Origin of the sequence: Klebsiella variicola, assembly GCF_000828055.2 — a bacterium.
Lineage (GTDB): Bacteria > Pseudomonadota > Gammaproteobacteria > Enterobacterales > Enterobacteriaceae > Klebsiella > Klebsiella variicola.
The window spans coordinates 1,118,911-1,132,624 of sequence record NZ_CP010523.2; the positions used below are offsets into that span (position 1 = coordinate 1,118,911).

Sequence of the window (13,714 nt, forward strand, 5' to 3'; positions counted from 1 at the left end):
TGGAGCGGCAATGAGTTTTTCCGTCGACGAGCTGGCGAGAATCGCCATTGATTTACAAAGCGATATTGGTCACACCGACCGCTTTTCGCGCCTGATTACTACCCTGCGGCAGATCCTCGGCTGCGATGCCTCGGCGCTGCTGCGCTATGAGGCGCATCAGTTTGTGCCGCTGGCGATCGATGGCCTGGCGCAGGATGTGCTTGGTCGGCGCTTTGCCCTGGAAGGACACCCGCGGCTTGAGGCGATTGCGCGTGCCGGGGATGTGGTGCGCTTCCCGGCGGATAGCGATTTGCCCGACCCCTATGACGGGCTGATCCCCGGTCATGAGAGCCTGAAGGTTCACGCCTGCGTTGGCCTGCCGCTGTTTGCCGGGCAGACGCTGATTGGCGCGCTGACTCTTGACGGCATGGATGCTGACCGTTTCGATAGCTTCAGCGATGAAGAGCTGCGGCTGATTGCCGCGCTGGTGGCCGGGGCATTGAATAACGCGCTGCTTATTGCCCGCCTTGAGGCGCAAAACGTGTTGCCGGTGCAACCGGTGAATGACGCGCAGCCTGAGCGTCAGGAGATTATCGGCCTGTCAGCGCCCATGCTGCAGCTGAAAAAAGAGATCGATATCGTCGCCGCCTCGGACCTAAACGTACTGATCAGCGGCGAAACCGGCACCGGGAAAGAGCTGGTGGCGAAGGCGGTGCATCAGGGCTCTCCGCGGGCGGCTAACCCGCTGGTCTATCTCAACTGCGCGGCGCTGCCGGAAAGCGTGGCGGAGAGCGAGCTGTTTGGCCATGTGAAAGGGGCGTTTACCGGGGCTATCAGCAACCGCAGCGGTAAATTTGAGATGGCTGATAACGGCACCCTGTTCCTTGATGAAATTGGCGAACTGTCGCTGGCGTTGCAGGCGAAGCTGCTGCGCGTGCTGCAGTATGGCGATATTCAGCGCGTCGGCGATGACCGCAGTCTGCGGGTCGATGTGCGGGTGCTGGCGGCGACGAACCGCGATCTGCGCCAGGAGGTGGTGGAAGGGCGCTTTCGCGCCGACCTGTACCATCGCCTGAGCATCTTCCCGCTGTCGGTTCCGGCGCTACGCGAGCGGGACAGCGATGTGGTGCTGCTGGCGGGCTATTTCTGTGAGCAGTGCCGCCTGCGGATGGGGCTGGCGCGGGTGATACTCAGCGAAGCGGCGCGAAACAGGCTGCAGCAGTGGTCCTGGCCGGGCAACGTGCGCGAACTGGAGCATGCTATTCACCGGGCGGTGGTGCTGGCGCGGGCCACCCAGGCCGGCGATGAAGTGGTGCTGGAGCCGCAGCATTTCCAGTTTGCGGTGGCCGCGCCGATGTTGCCGACTGAGACGGCGGCAGCGGTGCCGGCGACGGGAAACGTCAATCTACGCGAGGCGACCGACTCTTTTCAGCGGGAAGCGATTAGCCGCGCGCTGGAGGCGAACCAGCGCAACTGGGCGGCGACCGCCCGTGCGCTGGAGCTGGACGTCGCCAACCTGCATCGGCTGGCGAAACGTCTGGGGCTTAAAGGATCCCTGCCTGGTAAAAATTCTGCAGGTTGATGGCGCCGACCAGTTGGCCGTTTTCATCCACCACCGGCGCGGCGCTGATTTTGTGTTTCATCAGCCGCTCTTTGGCTTCCACCGCGCGGCTTTCCGCCTGCAGCGTTACGCCGTTGCGGGTCATCGCCCGAGTGACGCTATCGTTGAGCGTACCGCCAGCAACCAGCCAGCGGCGCAGGTCGCCGTCGGTGAAAACGCCCTGCACGCGGTTGGTTTCATCGCAGACCGCCACCAGGCCGAGCCCGGTTCGGCTGAGTTCAAGCATGGCGTCCATGACGTTGGCCCCGGCATCGACCCGCGGCACTTCTTCGTCGCGGCGCATCAGGTGATGCACCTTATTCAGCAGACGCGCGCCGAGGGCGCCCGCCGGGTGGGAACGGGCGAAATCTTCTTCATTGAAACCGCGCGCCTGCATCACCGCCATCGCCAGCGCGTCGCCCAGCATCAGGGTGTTAACGGTGCTGGAGGTCGGCGCCAGATGCATCGGACAGGCTTCGCGCTCCACGGCGATATCCAGCACCGCTTTCGCCGCCAGCGCCAGCGGCGAGGTGGATTTGCCGGTCATCGCCAGCAGCGGAATGGATTTCTCTTCCAGCCGCGGCACGATGAGATCCAGCTCTTTTGCGCTACCGGAGTAGGAGATAAACAGCATCACGTCGCGGCTATCGAGCATACCGAGATCGCCGTGCAGGGCTTCTGCCGGATGGACGAAAAAGGCCGGGGTGCCGGTGCTGGCGAAGGTTGCCGCCAGCTTTTTACCGATGTGGCCGGATTTACCGATACCGGAGACAATCAGTTTGCCCTCGCAGTGGATGATGGTTTCCGCCGCGCGGATGAAGTCGTCGCCCAGGCGTTCCGGCAGGCGGCTCGCCTCCTGCAGCTCAAGCATCAGGGTCTGGCGTCCGGCCTCTAACAAAAAGTTACTCATGATGTTCTCCAGTAATAATGACTTCAATACCTTTGGCTTCCAGCGCCCGCTGGAATTCAGGGTCAATCTCGGCATCGGTAATCAATTTATCCACGCGTTCAAGGCCGCAGACAATGTTGGGACTTTTACGGCCAAACTTGGATGAGTCGGCCATCAGGATCACTTCGCGGGCGGCGTTACACATCGCCTTACTGACGGTATAGACCTCGTTAAAGGTGGTGACGCCCGCCACCAGATCAATGCCGTCGGTACCCATAAACAGCTTGTCGAAGCTGAATTGTTCGAAGGCGTTTTCCGCCAGCTGGCCGTGGAATGAAGCCGATTTTTTACGGAAGGTGCCGCCCGGCATCAGGATGGTCTGCTCGTTATCGAACTCGGAAAGGGCGTTGACGATATGCAGGCTGTTGGTCATCACCGTGATGTTATTGAAGCGGCTCAGCAGCGGCACCATCTGCAGCACGGTGCTGCCGGCGTCGAGGATGATTGAATCGCCATCGTGGATGTAGCGCACGGCGGCCTCGGCAATCTGCGCTTTCTTGTGGGTGTTGATCAGCGTCTTGTGGTCGATAGGCGGGTCGGCCTCGTCTTTATTCAACACTACGCCGCCGTAGGTGCGGATGACGGTCCCGGCATTCTCCAGAATCACCAGATCCTTGCGGATAGTGGTGCCGGTGGTGTCGAAGTGTTGCGCCAGCTCTTCGACCGAGCACTTGCCCTGCGATTGCAGGTGCTCGAGAATGGCTGCCTGGCGCTGACGTGGTTTCATAGGCGTTGTATCCTGCGTTTAAGTTTCGAAGTGATAATTTCGCAAGATATTAACTTTCACAACGAAATTATGCATGTTTCGGATTAAGCGCTAATGATAGTGCATTCTGACAGAGCGGATCATTGGGAAAGATCACATCAGGCTGCAATTCCTTGAGATGTTTACCGCTAAGCGTGGGGATTTTTTGCGGGCTGGCGAAGACGGTGAGACCCTTCATCAACAGCGTATCGCAAATACGATCGTTTTCATCGACGGCGATAGCGACAATCGCGCGTGGTTTAAAGCGCCCGGAGGAACGGCCGACGCCAACGCGGCCCTGCTGGCAAAGGCTATCAAAAGCGCGATTGAAGCGGCGAATTTGCCAGCCGCCGAAAGCCAGCTGAGTCAGCCAGGCGATAGCGGCGACGGTGATTAATGTGGTAACCATAATGTCTCCTGAAGGTGGGGTACCGGGTAAAACCCGGGTACCGTTTTTTGTCGGGTGGCGGCTAGCGCCTGACCCGACCGACATTTTTGTAGCCCGGATAAGCGCAGCGCCATCCGGGAACCTTTTAAAACATCACCTGGCCGCCGGTAACGTTAATTGACTGCCCGGTGCAGTACGACGCCTGCGGGCTGGCGTAAAACATCAACACGTTCAGCACATCCTGGTAATCGCAGCCGCGTTTCAACGGCACCTTATCGATGTAGTACTGCTCGACTTCGCTCTCATCAATGCCGAGCTTGGTGGCATACTGCGGCAGCAGCGACTGGAACATCGGCGATTTCAACAGATTGCCGAGCATCAGCGAATGGACGGTAATACCGTACTCCGCCAGATCCAGCGCCAGCGACTGGGTCAGCCCGACGCCGCCGAACTTCGCCGCGCTGTAGCCGGAGTTGTGCTTACTGCCCACTTTGCCGGACTTCGAGTTGATCTGAATGATGCGACCTTTAATGCCATCGCGGATCATCAGCCGCGAGAACTCGCGGGCGCAGAGGAAATAGCCCACCAGGTTCACCTGCAGCGAGCGGTCGAAATCCCCCAGCGCGAAGTCGCTAATAAACGCCGCTTTGGCAATCCCGGCGCTGTACACCAGCAGATCGACGCGCGTGAAAATCTCATCCACCCCGTGAGCCAGGGCAGTGACGCTGGCTTCGCTGGTGGCGTCGGCGCCGAAGCCGTATGCCGTGCCTTCGCCATATTCAGCGTTGATCTCCTGGGCGACGCGGCTGGCTTTTTCACTTTGAATATCGACCACCGCCACGCGGTACCCCTCGGCGGCCAGACCGCGGCACAGAAACTCTCCTAAGGTTTGTCCGCCACCAATGACAACAGCAACCTGATTCATCTTTCTCTCCTTCTAAGCAACAAATTTCAGTACGCAGCCGGTCGCGATAGCATCCGGCACCGGGCCGGCGACGTGAACGGTTCCGGGAAACTCCGCTTCACGATGGCCGTCGAAGCGCAGGGTGATGTGGCCCAGCTCGCGCAGGTTTTGTTCGGCGACCTCGCCGACGGCGGTCACCGGATAACGCCTGTCGCCGAGCTGCAGCTCTGCGCCCGGCGTCAGGGGGCCGGCAAGCTCGCCGTGGTTGTGAATAAAGCAATACTCTTCGATATCCGCCGGGGCGCCCTCGCGGAAGGTGATCAGCATCTGCTCTTCCAGCGCCATCGTCGCGCAGGCGCCGATGCGGGTAATGGTGGTGTGGTAAATGACGGTCATCTTCAGGAACCTCTTACTGGTAAATAAATCCGGAAACGAACCACGCGATCAGCACGGTTGGCGCGCCGGTGAGGAAGCGGCTGACCAGCACCGACGGCACGCCGACGCGCACGGTATCCTGACGGGCTTCGGCCAGCGACAGGCCTACCGGGATAAAATCGCAGGCGGCCTGGGCGTTAATGGCAAACAGCGCGGGCAGGGCGAGGTGCGGTGGAATGTTGCCAAGGCCGATCTGGACGCCGATCAGCACGCCGATGACCTGGGCGATAACGGCGCCGGGGCCGAGAAACGGCGACAGCAGCGGGAAGGAGCAGATCAGCGCCAGGGTCACCAGCCCCAGCGGATGGCTGGCAAGCGGCGCCAGGCCGTGGGCAATCCAGTCGCCGATGCCGGAGGCCATGATGATGCCGATCAGCGCCGAGACGAAGGCCATAAACGGCAGAATGGTTTTCAGCACCGTGTCGATGGTGTCGCGTCCGGCCTGGAACAGTACCGCCACCACCGATCCCATCCCCATCCCGACCTTCGCCAGCAGGCCGTCGCTCTGTTCGGTGATCTTTTTGCTGGCGTCATAATCGCGGCCCGCGGCAGGGAGTGGTTGCGCTGCCGTCTCGCCGCTATCTTCCAGCAGTTTGATGTTCTCTTCTTTCACCCCGGAGACGTAAATATCCTCGACGATATACTGCGCCAGCGGCCCCGATTTGCCAGTGGCATGGATATTCACCGTAGGGATACGGCGCTTGGGATAGAGCCCGCAGCGCAGGGTACCCCCACAGTCGATAATCGCCACGCCGATGTCGCTTTCCGCCGGTTCGCCCTCTTTAAAACCGTCCACCGCCTGCCAGCCGGTCAGGCTGGCGATGCGGTCAACGATCGCCGGGCGGGTGCCGGCGGTGATATAGACGATCTTTTTGCCCTCGACGACGTCGAGTTCAAGGGGGCCGCCCCAGCCGCCGGTGCCTTTCTCAATACGAATGCGGGTCATGATGTCGCTCCTGACAGATGCACTTTCCGGGCAAGCTGAATCGCCATTTTTTTCTCGAAAATAGAGGTGGTCAGGTCGGTGACCCAGCCGCGGAAGAAGTTGGTCACCAGGCCAACCAGCAGATAGCTCACCGCCAGGGGACCAAGCGGCAGGCCAAGCGTGGTGAGGCCGTTGGCGATGCCGAGATAAACAAACAGCTCGCCGGGGTTGATATGTGGAAAGAGACCGTTCATCGAGTGGCAGCTATAGGACGCCGCCGCGTAATAGCTGGGCTTGTACTTCTCTGGCATAAAGCGGCCGAGACTTAAGGTCATTGGGTTACAAAAAACGAAGGTGCCGATGCAGGGCAACAGCAGATAGCGGGAGATCGGATTTCCGGCGCAGCGCTGCGCCAGTTTTTCGATCCGCTGCTGGCCGATAAAGTTGATCAGCGCGTTCATGATCACCAGCAGGCTGATCAGTAAGGGGAGGATCCCGGTCACCATGCCGGTAAATACCTCGCCGCCTTTCTGAAACAGGCCGATAAACCACTCCGCGCCGTGGGTAACGACGTCAATCATTGTTCTCTCCTTCAGCGTGTTATTTTTCTTGCTAACTGCAGGCTGATTTTAATCATTTTGAAAGGTTTTAAAGTGTTAAATAGATCGCAAAATGAAAGATAAATATTTTATTTTGAAAGTTTGAAGGCAAGAGGATGAAACGATGAGGCGCATGGCAGTATGTAGGGAAGGGGCGATGAAGGACTATTTTGTCTACAAACGGATTGTCGCTTTCTTGTTGGTCGTCGCATGCTTTACCATAATTATCCCTTGCTGAATTTGTTAAACGGAATTCCCATGTTGAAGCGTCGCTATCTGGCTTTACTTCCCCTTTGTGTGCTCCTCGCTGCCTGCAGCAGCAAACCCAAGACCCCCGCGGAAACGGAGATGGCGAGTGGAACCGGCGGCTTTTTGCTGGAACCGCAGCATAACGTGATGCAGATGGGCGGCGACTTCGCCAACAATCCGGCGGCGGCGCAGTTCATCGATAAGATGGTGGCGAAGCACGGCTTCGACAGACAGCAGTTGCAGGAGATCCTGTCGCAGGCTAAGCGCCTGGATTACGTCCTGCGGCTGATGGATCGTCAGGCGCCGACTGGCCTGCCGCCGACCGGGCCGACCGGCGCCTGGCTGCGCTACAAGAAACAGTTTATTACCCCGGATAATGTGCAGAACGGCGTGGTGTTCTGGAACCAGTATCAGGATGCGCTGAACCGCGCTTATCAGGTTTATGGCGTGCCGCCGGAAATCATCGTCGGCATTATCGGCGTGGAGACTCGCTGGGGCCGGGTGATGGGCAAAACCCGTATCCTTGATGCGCTGGCGACCTTGTCGTTTAGCTACCCACGCCGCGCCGAATACTTCTCGTCGGAGCTGGAAACCTTCCTGTTAATGGCGCGCAGCGAAAGCGACGACCCGCTGGATCTGAAAGGCTCTTTCGCCGGGGCGATGGGTTACGGCCAGTTTATGCCGTCCTCCTATAAGCAGTATGCGGTCGATTTTAACGGTGACGGCCATATCAACCTGTGGGACCCGGTGGATGCCATCGGCAGCGTGGCCAACTACTTCAAACAGCATGGCTGGGTGAGCGGCGATCTGGTGGCGGTGCAGGCGCTGGGCCAGGCGCCGGGGCTGGAGAATGGTTTCAAAACCAAATACAGCGTGTCGCAGCTTGCGGCGGCGGGGCTAACCCCAACCCAGCCGCTGGGTAACCATCAGCAGGCCAGTCTGCTGCGGCTGGATGTCGGCACCGGCTATGAGTACTGGTACGGGCTGCCGAACTTCTACACCATCACCCGCTATAACCACAGCACCCACTACGCGATGGCCGTCTGGCAACTGGGCCTGGCGGTTTCGCAGGCCCGCGGCGGGTACTGATTTTCATCCGGCTGACAGATTCCGCGCCTCCCCGGATAGCGGCGCGTAGCGCCTTATCCGGGCTACGGTCTGGTATCCGGTTGGTAGCCCCGGTAAGCGCAGCGCGACCGGGGGAGAGTTCAATGACAGCTTGTCGCCCATCGGCAACACTGCGGCTACGTTACTGACAGATTCCGCGCCTCCCCGGATAGCGGCGCGCAGCGCCTTATCCGGGCTACGGTCTGGTATCCGGTTGGTAGCCCCGGTAAGCGCAGCGCGACCGGGGGAGAGTTCAATGACAGCTTGTCGCCCATCGGTAACACTGCGGCTACGTTACTGACAGATTCCGCGCCTCCCCGGATAGCGGCGCGCAGCGCCTTATCCGGGCTACGGTCTGGTATCCGGTTGGTAGCCCCGGTAAGCGCAGCGCGACCGGGGGAGAGTTCAATGACAGCTTGTCGCCCATCGGTAACACTGCGGCTACGTTACTGACAGATTCCGCGCCTCCCCGGATAGCGGCACGCAGCGCTTTATCCGGGCTACGATGCGGTATCCGGTTGCTAGCCCCGGTAAGCGCAGCGCGACCGGGGGATGACGCCGGGGAGGCCGCGCTTAACCTCTCGTTTTTTCCCGCCCGCATGCCTCTTGTTGACCTTTGTTACATTTCTGCCCACTGACACTGATTTACATTCTTTTTTCGCTTCTGTATTGTTATGTTATAACATTAAAAGAGGTGAAATATGTTCACATCAGTTTTTATGGCCTCCGGCGCGACGCGCGCGACCATCGCAGGCGTGCTGCTGGTGGCGCTATGGTTAGCGACCTGGTGGGCGGTGGCGCTGCCATGATTGAGCTGGAGCAACTGGTCGCTGGCTATGACGGGGTGGCGATCACCCCACCGTTGAGCGGGATGATATGCCCCGGCAGCCTGACAGCAATCGTTGGCCTCAATGGCTGCGGAAAATCAACGCTGCTGAAAACGCTCGCCGGGTTTCTACCACCGGTCAGTGGCCGCCTGCGCTGGCAGGGGAAACGGCCGGTGATTGGCTGGCTGGCGCAGCGCCATGCCCTCGAGTCGCAGTTTCCTCTCAACGTGCAGGATGTGGTGAGTCAGGGCGCATGGCCCGGCGTGTCGCTGCTACGCGGTCTGGGCGGCGATACCCGGCGACGTATCAGCGCGGTGCTGGAGCGGGTCGGGCTGGCGGGTCTGGCGAAATCGCCGATTGAGGCGCTCTCCGGCGGCCAGTTTCAGCGCATGTTGTTTGCCCGGGTGATGGTGCAGCAGGCGCCGCTGGTGATGCTCGACGAGCCCTTCACCGGCATCGACGAAGCGACCTGCCGGGAACTGATGGAATTGATCCTCGAGATGCATCAGCAGGGGCAGACCATCCTGGCGGTGCTGCATGATAACCAGCGGGTGGCCGACTTTTTCCCCGAGACGCTGCTGCTGACTTCCCAACGCGCCTGCTGGGGCGTCACCCGGGCGGTACTTCCGGCTTTCAGTCATGCGAGGTCGGCATGATCTGGCACACCTTCTTTCAGCCTTTTATTGAATTTGGTTTTATGCGCCGGGCGCTGGTGGTGTGTCTGGCGCTGTCGCTGAGCACCACCATGCTGGGCGTCTTCCTGCTGCTGCGGCGTATGAGCCTGATGGGCGATGCGCTGTCGCACGCCATTCTCCCCGGGGTGGCGGTGGGGTATCTGCTGAGCGGCATGTCGCTGCTGGCCATGACCCTGGGCGGCTTCATCGCCGGCATCGTGGTGGCGCTGGTGGCCGGGTGGGTGAGCCGGCGGACACCGTTAAAAGAGGACGCCAGCTTTGCCGGATTTTATCTGGGATCGCTGGCTCTGGGCGTCACCCTGGTGTCGCTGCGCGGCTCCAGCGTCGACCTCCTGCATCTGTTATTTGGCTCTATTCTGGCGGTCGATCGTGACGCGGCGCTATTTGTCAGCGGCGTCGCCAGCCTGACGCTGCTGTGCATTGCGCTGTGCTACCGCGGTCTGGTCAGCGAGGCGTTCGACAGCGCCTGGCTGCAGGTGAACCACCCCCGCCTTCCCGCGCTGCTGCATGGACTGTTTCTGGCGCTGCTGGTGCTTAATCTGGTGGCGGGGTTTCAGGTGCTCGGCACGCTGATGGCGGTAGGGGTGATGATGCTTCCGGCGGTTGCCGCGCGCTGCTGGGCGCGAACGCTGCCGGGCATTCTGCTGCTGGCGGCGCTCTCCGGCGCACTCTGCGCCTGGCTGGGATTAAGTCTCTCCTGGGCGGCCAGTCTTCCCGCCGGGCCCGCCATCGTGCTGACCGCCAGCGCGCTGTTTTTTATTTCGCTGTTTTTTGGCACGCATAGCCGGCTGCTGATCGGCTGGCGCAAATTGATGGGGTAAGGAAATGATGAAACGTAGTGCAATGGTTGTGGCGCTGGCTTTGGGGCTGATGGCGCAGGGGGCGATGGCAAAAACGCTGAACGTGGTAAGCAGTTTTTCGGTGCTGGGTGATATGGTGCAGCAGGTCGGCGGCGAGCATGTCCATGTCGATACGCTGGTCGGCCCGGACGGCGATCCACACACCTTCGAGCCCTCGCCGAAAGATAGTGCGCTGCTCAGCAAGGCCGACGTGGTGGTGGTCAACGGCCTGGGGCTGGAAGGGTGGCTGGATCGTCTGATTAAGGCCTCTGGTTTTAAGGGCGAGCTGGTGGTGGCCTCGAAAGGCGTCAAGACCCATACCCTTGATGAGGATGGCAAAACGGTGACCGATCCCCACGCCTGGAACAGCGCGGCGAACGGTGCGTTGTATGCGCAGAATATCCTCGATGGTCTGGTGAAAGCCGACCCGGAAGATAAAGCGGCGTTGACCAGCAGCGGCAAGCGCTATATCGAGCAGTTGACGAATATCGACGGCTGGGCGAAAGCGCAGTTCAGCGCCATTCCGCTGGCAAAGCGCAAGGTCCTGACCAGCCATGACGCCTTCGGCTATTTTGGCCGCGCTTACAATGTGACATTCCTCGCGCCACAGGGGCTCTCTTCAGAGAGCGAGGCCAGCGCGGCGCAGGTGGCGGCGCTGATTAAGCAAATCAAAGCCGATGGCGTCCATACCTGGTTTATGGAGAACCAGCTTGACCCGCGGCTGGTGAAGCAAATCGCCAGCGCGACAGGCGCCCAGCCGGGGGGCGAACTCTATCCGGAGGCGCTCTCCGCACCGGGTGGCGTCGCGGATAGCTATGTGAAAATGATGCGTCATAACGTGGCGCTGATCGCCGCCAGCATGAAGTAATCGTGCGATTTATCATCCCGGCGTCGCCGGGATGATTCATTTTGGATGTCCCCTCGTAAATTCCACACCTCGTCCCCATATCTCTGTGGAAAGTGCTATCTTTGATGGCCTCTTTATCCAGACCAAAGCGGGGCGATAATGACCGATTCAGAATTAATGCAGCTAAGCGAGAAGGTGGGCCGGGCGCTGAAGGCGCGCGGTGCGACGGTGACCACGGCGGAATCCTGCACCGGCGGCTGGATAGCGAAAGCGATCACCGATATTGCCGGCAGCTCAGCGTGGTTTGAACGCGGTTTTGTGACCTACAGCAACGAAGCCAAATCGCAAATGATCGGCGTCAGCGAAGCGACGCTGCGGGAGAACGGCGCAGTGAGCGAACCGGTGGTGGTCGAGATGGCGATCGGCGCACTGCGCGCGGCGCGCGCGGACTATGCCATCTCCGTTAGCGGCGTCGCCGGGCCGGATGGCGGCAGCGACGAAAAGCCGGTCGGCACGGTGTGGTTTGGTGTCGCCAGCGTGAGCGGGCAAGGCGTGACGCGGCGCGAATGCTTTGCCGGAGACCGCGAAGCGGTGCGTCGTCAGGCGACGGCCTATGCGCTCAATCTGCTCTGGCAACAATTTCTACAAAACACTTGATACTGTATGACCATACAGTATAATTGCCTCAACTGAACAAATATTAACGGCGAAGCGAACACGCTTCACCCTGCATGATTAGGAGTAACAATGGCGATCGACGAAAACAAACAGAAAGCGTTGGCGGCTGCACTGGGCCAGATCGAAAAGCAATTCGGTAAAGGCTCCATCATGCGCCTGGGTGAAGACCGTTCTATGGACGTAGAAACCATCTCCACCGGCTCGCTTTCTCTGGATATTGCGCTCGGCGCCGGCGGTCTGCCAATGGGCCGTATCGTCGAGATCTACGGGCCGGAATCTTCCGGTAAAACCACCCTGACGCTGCAGGTTATCGCCGCAGCGCAGCGTGAAGGTAAAACCTGTGCGTTCATCGATGCCGAACACGCGCTGGACCCGGTCTATGCGCGCAAACTGGGCGTGGATATCGACAACCTGCTGTGTTCTCAGCCTGATACCGGTGAACAGGCGCTGGAAATCTGTGACGCGCTGGCACGCTCTGGCGCGGTTGACGTTATCGTCGTCGACTCCGTCGCGGCGCTGACGCCGAAAGCGGAAATCGAAGGCGAAATCGGCGATTCTCACATGGGTCTCGCGGCGCGTATGATGAGCCAGGCGATGCGTAAGCTGGCGGGTAACCTGAAGCAGTCCAACACGCTGCTGATCTTCATCAACCAGATCCGTATGAAAATCGGCGTAATGTTCGGTAACCCGGAAACCACCACCGGCGGTAACGCGCTGAAGTTCTACGCCTCCGTGCGTCTGGACATCCGTCGCATCGGCGCGGTGAAAGAGGGCGACAACGTCGTCGGCAGCGAAACCCGCGTCAAAGTGGTGAAGAACAAGATCGCCGCGCCGTTCAAACAGGCTGAATTCCAGATCCTCTACGGCGAAGGCATCAACTTCTTCGGCGAGCTGGTTGACCTGGGCGTGAAAGAGAAGCTGATTGAGAAAGCGGGCGCCTGGTACAGCTACAACGGCGACAAAATTGGTCAGGGTAAAGCGAACGCGATCACCTGGCTGAAAGAGAACCCGGCGGCGGCGAAAGAAATTGAGAAGAAAGTTCGCGAACTGCTGCTCAACAACCAGGACTCTACGCCGGACTTCGCCGTTGACGGCAACGACGCAGAAGAAACGGAACAAGATTTCTGATATCGTCTAACAGAGTGATAAAGGGCTGCTTATGCGGCCCTTTTGCATTTTTTAGATTATTGAGGTGCCTGTGACTGAACCTTCATCACGCCGCTCCGGCTACGCCCGCCTGCTGGACCGCGCTATCCGCATTCTGGCCATGCGCGACCACAGCGAACAGGAGCTGCGGCGCAAACTGGCTGCACCAGTAATGAGCAAAAATGGCCCCGAGGCGCTGGACGTCACCCCCGAAGAGCTGGAGCAGGTGGTTGCCTGGTGTATCGAAAACCGCTATCTCGACGATCACCGTTTTGTCGGCCAGTTCATCGCCAGCCGGAGCCGCAAAGGCTATGGCCCGGCGCGCATTCGTCAGGAGCTCAGCCAGAAAGGGATTGCCCGCCAGGACGTTGAACAGGCGATGCGCGAATGTGATATCGACTGGGTGAGCCTTGCCAGGGAGCAGGCGCAGCGTAAATACGGCGAACCGTTACCTTCCGCCTTTACTGAAAAAGTGAAAGTTCAGCGATTCCTGCTTTACCGCGGCTACCTGATGGAAGATATCCAGGAAATCTGGCGAAATTTTGCAGATTGACCCATCGGGGATTTTACTTCGCCGTAAAGAAAACTTATCTTATTCCCACTTTATTCCGTCGGGCCGCTGGTTGTGACAGTACAGACAGCGTCCAGGGCGATTATTCCTTATACACAAAATCATTCAAGCTGCATCAGGGCGGCAAGAGAGAACATCTTCTGGAACGCACGTCAGTTCGGTGCCGGGAGAGCAAGCGCAGCCAGGACAGAGGCGACTTGAAGGATGACGTGTAGCTTGATTTCAGGATAA

At 59.6% G+C, this 13,714-nt stretch carries 15 protein-coding genes; 8 read left to right on the top strand and 7 right to left on the bottom strand.

What is annotated here, in order from left to right; genetic code table 11:
- Nucleotides 1-10: 10 nt before the first annotated feature.
- Nucleotides 11-1,561: a nitric oxide reductase transcriptional regulator NorR gene (gene norR, locus SP68_RS05330; RefSeq protein ID WP_040968817.1), complete on the top strand. Its 1,551-nt coding sequence runs from the start codon at nt 11-13 to the stop codon at nt 1,559-1,561.
- Here the strand turns inward: norR and gutQ are convergent.
- The 7 genes from gutQ to srlA all read right to left on the bottom strand — a co-directional run bounded on the left by gutQ (nt 1,524) and on the right by srlA (nt 6,506).
- The gene (gene gutQ, locus SP68_RS05335) at nt 1,524-2,489 is read right to left on the bottom strand and encodes an arabinose-5-phosphate isomerase GutQ (protein ID WP_008806164.1); all 966 of its coding nucleotides are present in this window, start codon (nt 2,487-2,489) and stop codon (nt 1,524-1,526) included. The genes norR and gutQ overlap by 38 nt on opposite strands.
- A complete protein-coding gene (gene srlR / locus SP68_RS05340) occupies nt 2,482-3,255 on the bottom strand; it encodes a glucitol operon DNA-binding transcriptional repressor SrlR (protein WP_012540780.1) in 774 nt (257 codons plus the stop codon). The genes gutQ and srlR overlap by 8 nt, the downstream gene beginning before the upstream one ends.
- Nucleotides 3,256-3,322: 67 nt before the next feature.
- The gene (gene gutM / locus SP68_RS05345) at nt 3,323-3,682 is read right to left on the bottom strand and encodes a transcriptional regulator GutM (protein ID WP_023298118.1); all 360 of its coding nucleotides are present in this window, start codon (nt 3,680-3,682) and stop codon (nt 3,323-3,325) included.
- Nucleotides 3,683-3,806: 124 nt separating this feature from the next.
- Nucleotides 3,807-4,586, bottom strand: a complete 780-nt coding sequence (gene srlD, locus SP68_RS05350) for a sorbitol-6-phosphate dehydrogenase (RefSeq protein ID WP_008806161.1) — start codon at nt 4,584-4,586, stop codon at nt 3,807-3,809.
- Between the two features lie 12 nt (nt 4,587-4,598).
- On the bottom strand, nt 4,599-4,961 hold the full coding sequence (gene srlB / locus SP68_RS05355; protein ID WP_008806160.1) for a PTS glucitol/sorbitol transporter subunit IIA: 363 nt from the start codon (nt 4,959-4,961) through the stop codon (nt 4,599-4,601).
- 13 nt (nt 4,962-4,974) lie between these two features.
- Nucleotides 4,975-5,946 carry a PTS glucitol/sorbitol transporter subunit IIB gene (gene srlE / locus SP68_RS05360; protein ID WP_012540783.1) on the bottom strand — a complete coding sequence of 324 codons (972 nt, stop codon included), beginning with the start codon at nt 5,944-5,946 and terminating at the stop codon, nt 4,975-4,977.
- Nucleotides 5,943-6,506 carry a PTS glucitol/sorbitol transporter subunit IIC gene (gene srlA / locus SP68_RS05365; protein ID WP_022065932.1) on the bottom strand — a complete coding sequence of 188 codons (564 nt, stop codon included), beginning with the start codon at nt 6,504-6,506 and terminating at the stop codon, nt 5,943-5,945. Before srlA ends, srlE begins: the two co-directional genes overlap by 4 nt.
- A 276-nt stretch (nt 6,507-6,782) precedes the next feature.
- Between srlA and mltB the strand changes: the two genes are divergently transcribed.
- The 7 genes from mltB (at nt 6,783) to recX (ending at nt 13,465) form a co-directional block, all read left to right on the top strand.
- Nucleotides 6,783-7,862 (top strand): lytic murein transglycosylase B, encoded by a 1,080-nt coding sequence (mltB, locus tag SP68_RS05370; RefSeq protein ID WP_012540785.1) that lies wholly within the window; start codon nt 6,783-6,785, stop codon nt 7,860-7,862.
- A gap of 790 nt (nt 7,863-8,652) precedes the next feature.
- The gene (locus SP68_RS05375) at nt 8,653-9,363 is read left to right on the top strand and encodes a metal ABC transporter ATP-binding protein (protein WP_012540787.1); all 711 of its coding nucleotides are present in this window, start codon (nt 8,653-8,655) and stop codon (nt 9,361-9,363) included.
- A complete protein-coding gene (locus SP68_RS05380) occupies nt 9,360-10,223 on the top strand; it encodes a metal ABC transporter permease (protein WP_008806155.1) in 864 nt (287 codons plus the stop codon). Before SP68_RS05375 ends, SP68_RS05380 begins: the two co-directional genes overlap by 4 nt.
- 7 nt (nt 10,224-10,230) lie before the next feature.
- Entirely contained in the window at nt 10,231-11,109 is an 879-nt protein-coding gene (locus SP68_RS05385; protein WP_016161684.1) for a metal ABC transporter substrate-binding protein, read from the top strand.
- Nucleotides 11,110-11,247: 138 nt separating this feature from the next.
- On the top strand, nt 11,248-11,745 hold the full coding sequence (gene pncC, locus SP68_RS05390; RefSeq protein WP_008806153.1) for a nicotinamide-nucleotide amidase: 498 nt from the start codon (nt 11,248-11,250) through the stop codon (nt 11,743-11,745).
- A 90-nt stretch (nt 11,746-11,835) separates the two neighbouring features.
- Entirely contained in the window at nt 11,836-12,894 is a 1,059-nt protein-coding gene (gene recA, locus SP68_RS05395) for a recombinase RecA (RefSeq protein ID WP_004205686.1), read from the top strand.
- Nucleotides 12,895-12,964: 70 nt separating this feature from the next.
- On the top strand, nt 12,965-13,465 hold the full coding sequence (gene recX, locus SP68_RS05400) for a recombination regulator RecX (protein ID WP_008806152.1): 501 nt from the start codon (nt 12,965-12,967) through the stop codon (nt 13,463-13,465).
- Nucleotides 13,466-13,714 lie beyond the last annotated feature (249 nt).

Bases quoted from the DNA above. Each gene is read 5' to 3' on its own strand.
- norR (WP_040968817.1), top strand. From the start codon at position 11: ATGAGTTTTTCCGTCGACGAGCTGGCGAGAATCGCCATTGATTTACAA.
- gutQ (WP_008806164.1), bottom strand. From the start codon at position 2,489: ATGAGTAACTTTTTGTTAGAGGCCGGACGCCAGACCCTGATGCTTGAG.
- srlR (WP_012540780.1), bottom strand. From the start codon at position 3,255: ATGAAACCACGTCAGCGCCAGGCAGCCATTCTCGAGCACCTGCAATCG.
- gutM (WP_023298118.1), bottom strand. From the start codon at position 3,682: ATGGTTACCACATTAATCACCGTCGCCGCTATCGCCTGGCTGACTCAG.
- srlD (WP_008806161.1), bottom strand. From the start codon at position 4,586: ATGAATCAGGTTGCTGTTGTCATTGGTGGCGGACAAACCTTAGGAGAG.
- srlB (WP_008806160.1), bottom strand. From the start codon at position 4,961: ATGACCGTCATTTACCACACCACCATTACCCGCATCGGCGCCTGCGCG.
- srlE (WP_012540783.1), bottom strand. From the start codon at position 5,946: ATGACCCGCATTCGTATTGAGAAAGGCACCGGCGGCTGGGGCGGCCCC.
- srlA (WP_022065932.1), bottom strand. From the start codon at position 6,506: ATGATTGACGTCGTTACCCACGGCGCGGAGTGGTTTATCGGCCTGTTT.
- mltB (WP_012540785.1), top strand. From the start codon at position 6,783: ATGTTGAAGCGTCGCTATCTGGCTTTACTTCCCCTTTGTGTGCTCCTC.
- SP68_RS05375 (WP_012540787.1), top strand. From the start codon at position 8,653: ATGGTTAGCGACCTGGTGGGCGGTGGCGCTGCCATGATTGAGCTGGAG.
- SP68_RS05380 (WP_008806155.1), top strand. From the start codon at position 9,360: ATGATCTGGCACACCTTCTTTCAGCCTTTTATTGAATTTGGTTTTATG.
- SP68_RS05385 (WP_016161684.1), top strand. From the start codon at position 10,231: ATGAAACGTAGTGCAATGGTTGTGGCGCTGGCTTTGGGGCTGATGGCG.
- pncC (WP_008806153.1), top strand. From the start codon at position 11,248: ATGACCGATTCAGAATTAATGCAGCTAAGCGAGAAGGTGGGCCGGGCG.
- recA (WP_004205686.1), top strand. From the start codon at position 11,836: ATGGCGATCGACGAAAACAAACAGAAAGCGTTGGCGGCTGCACTGGGC.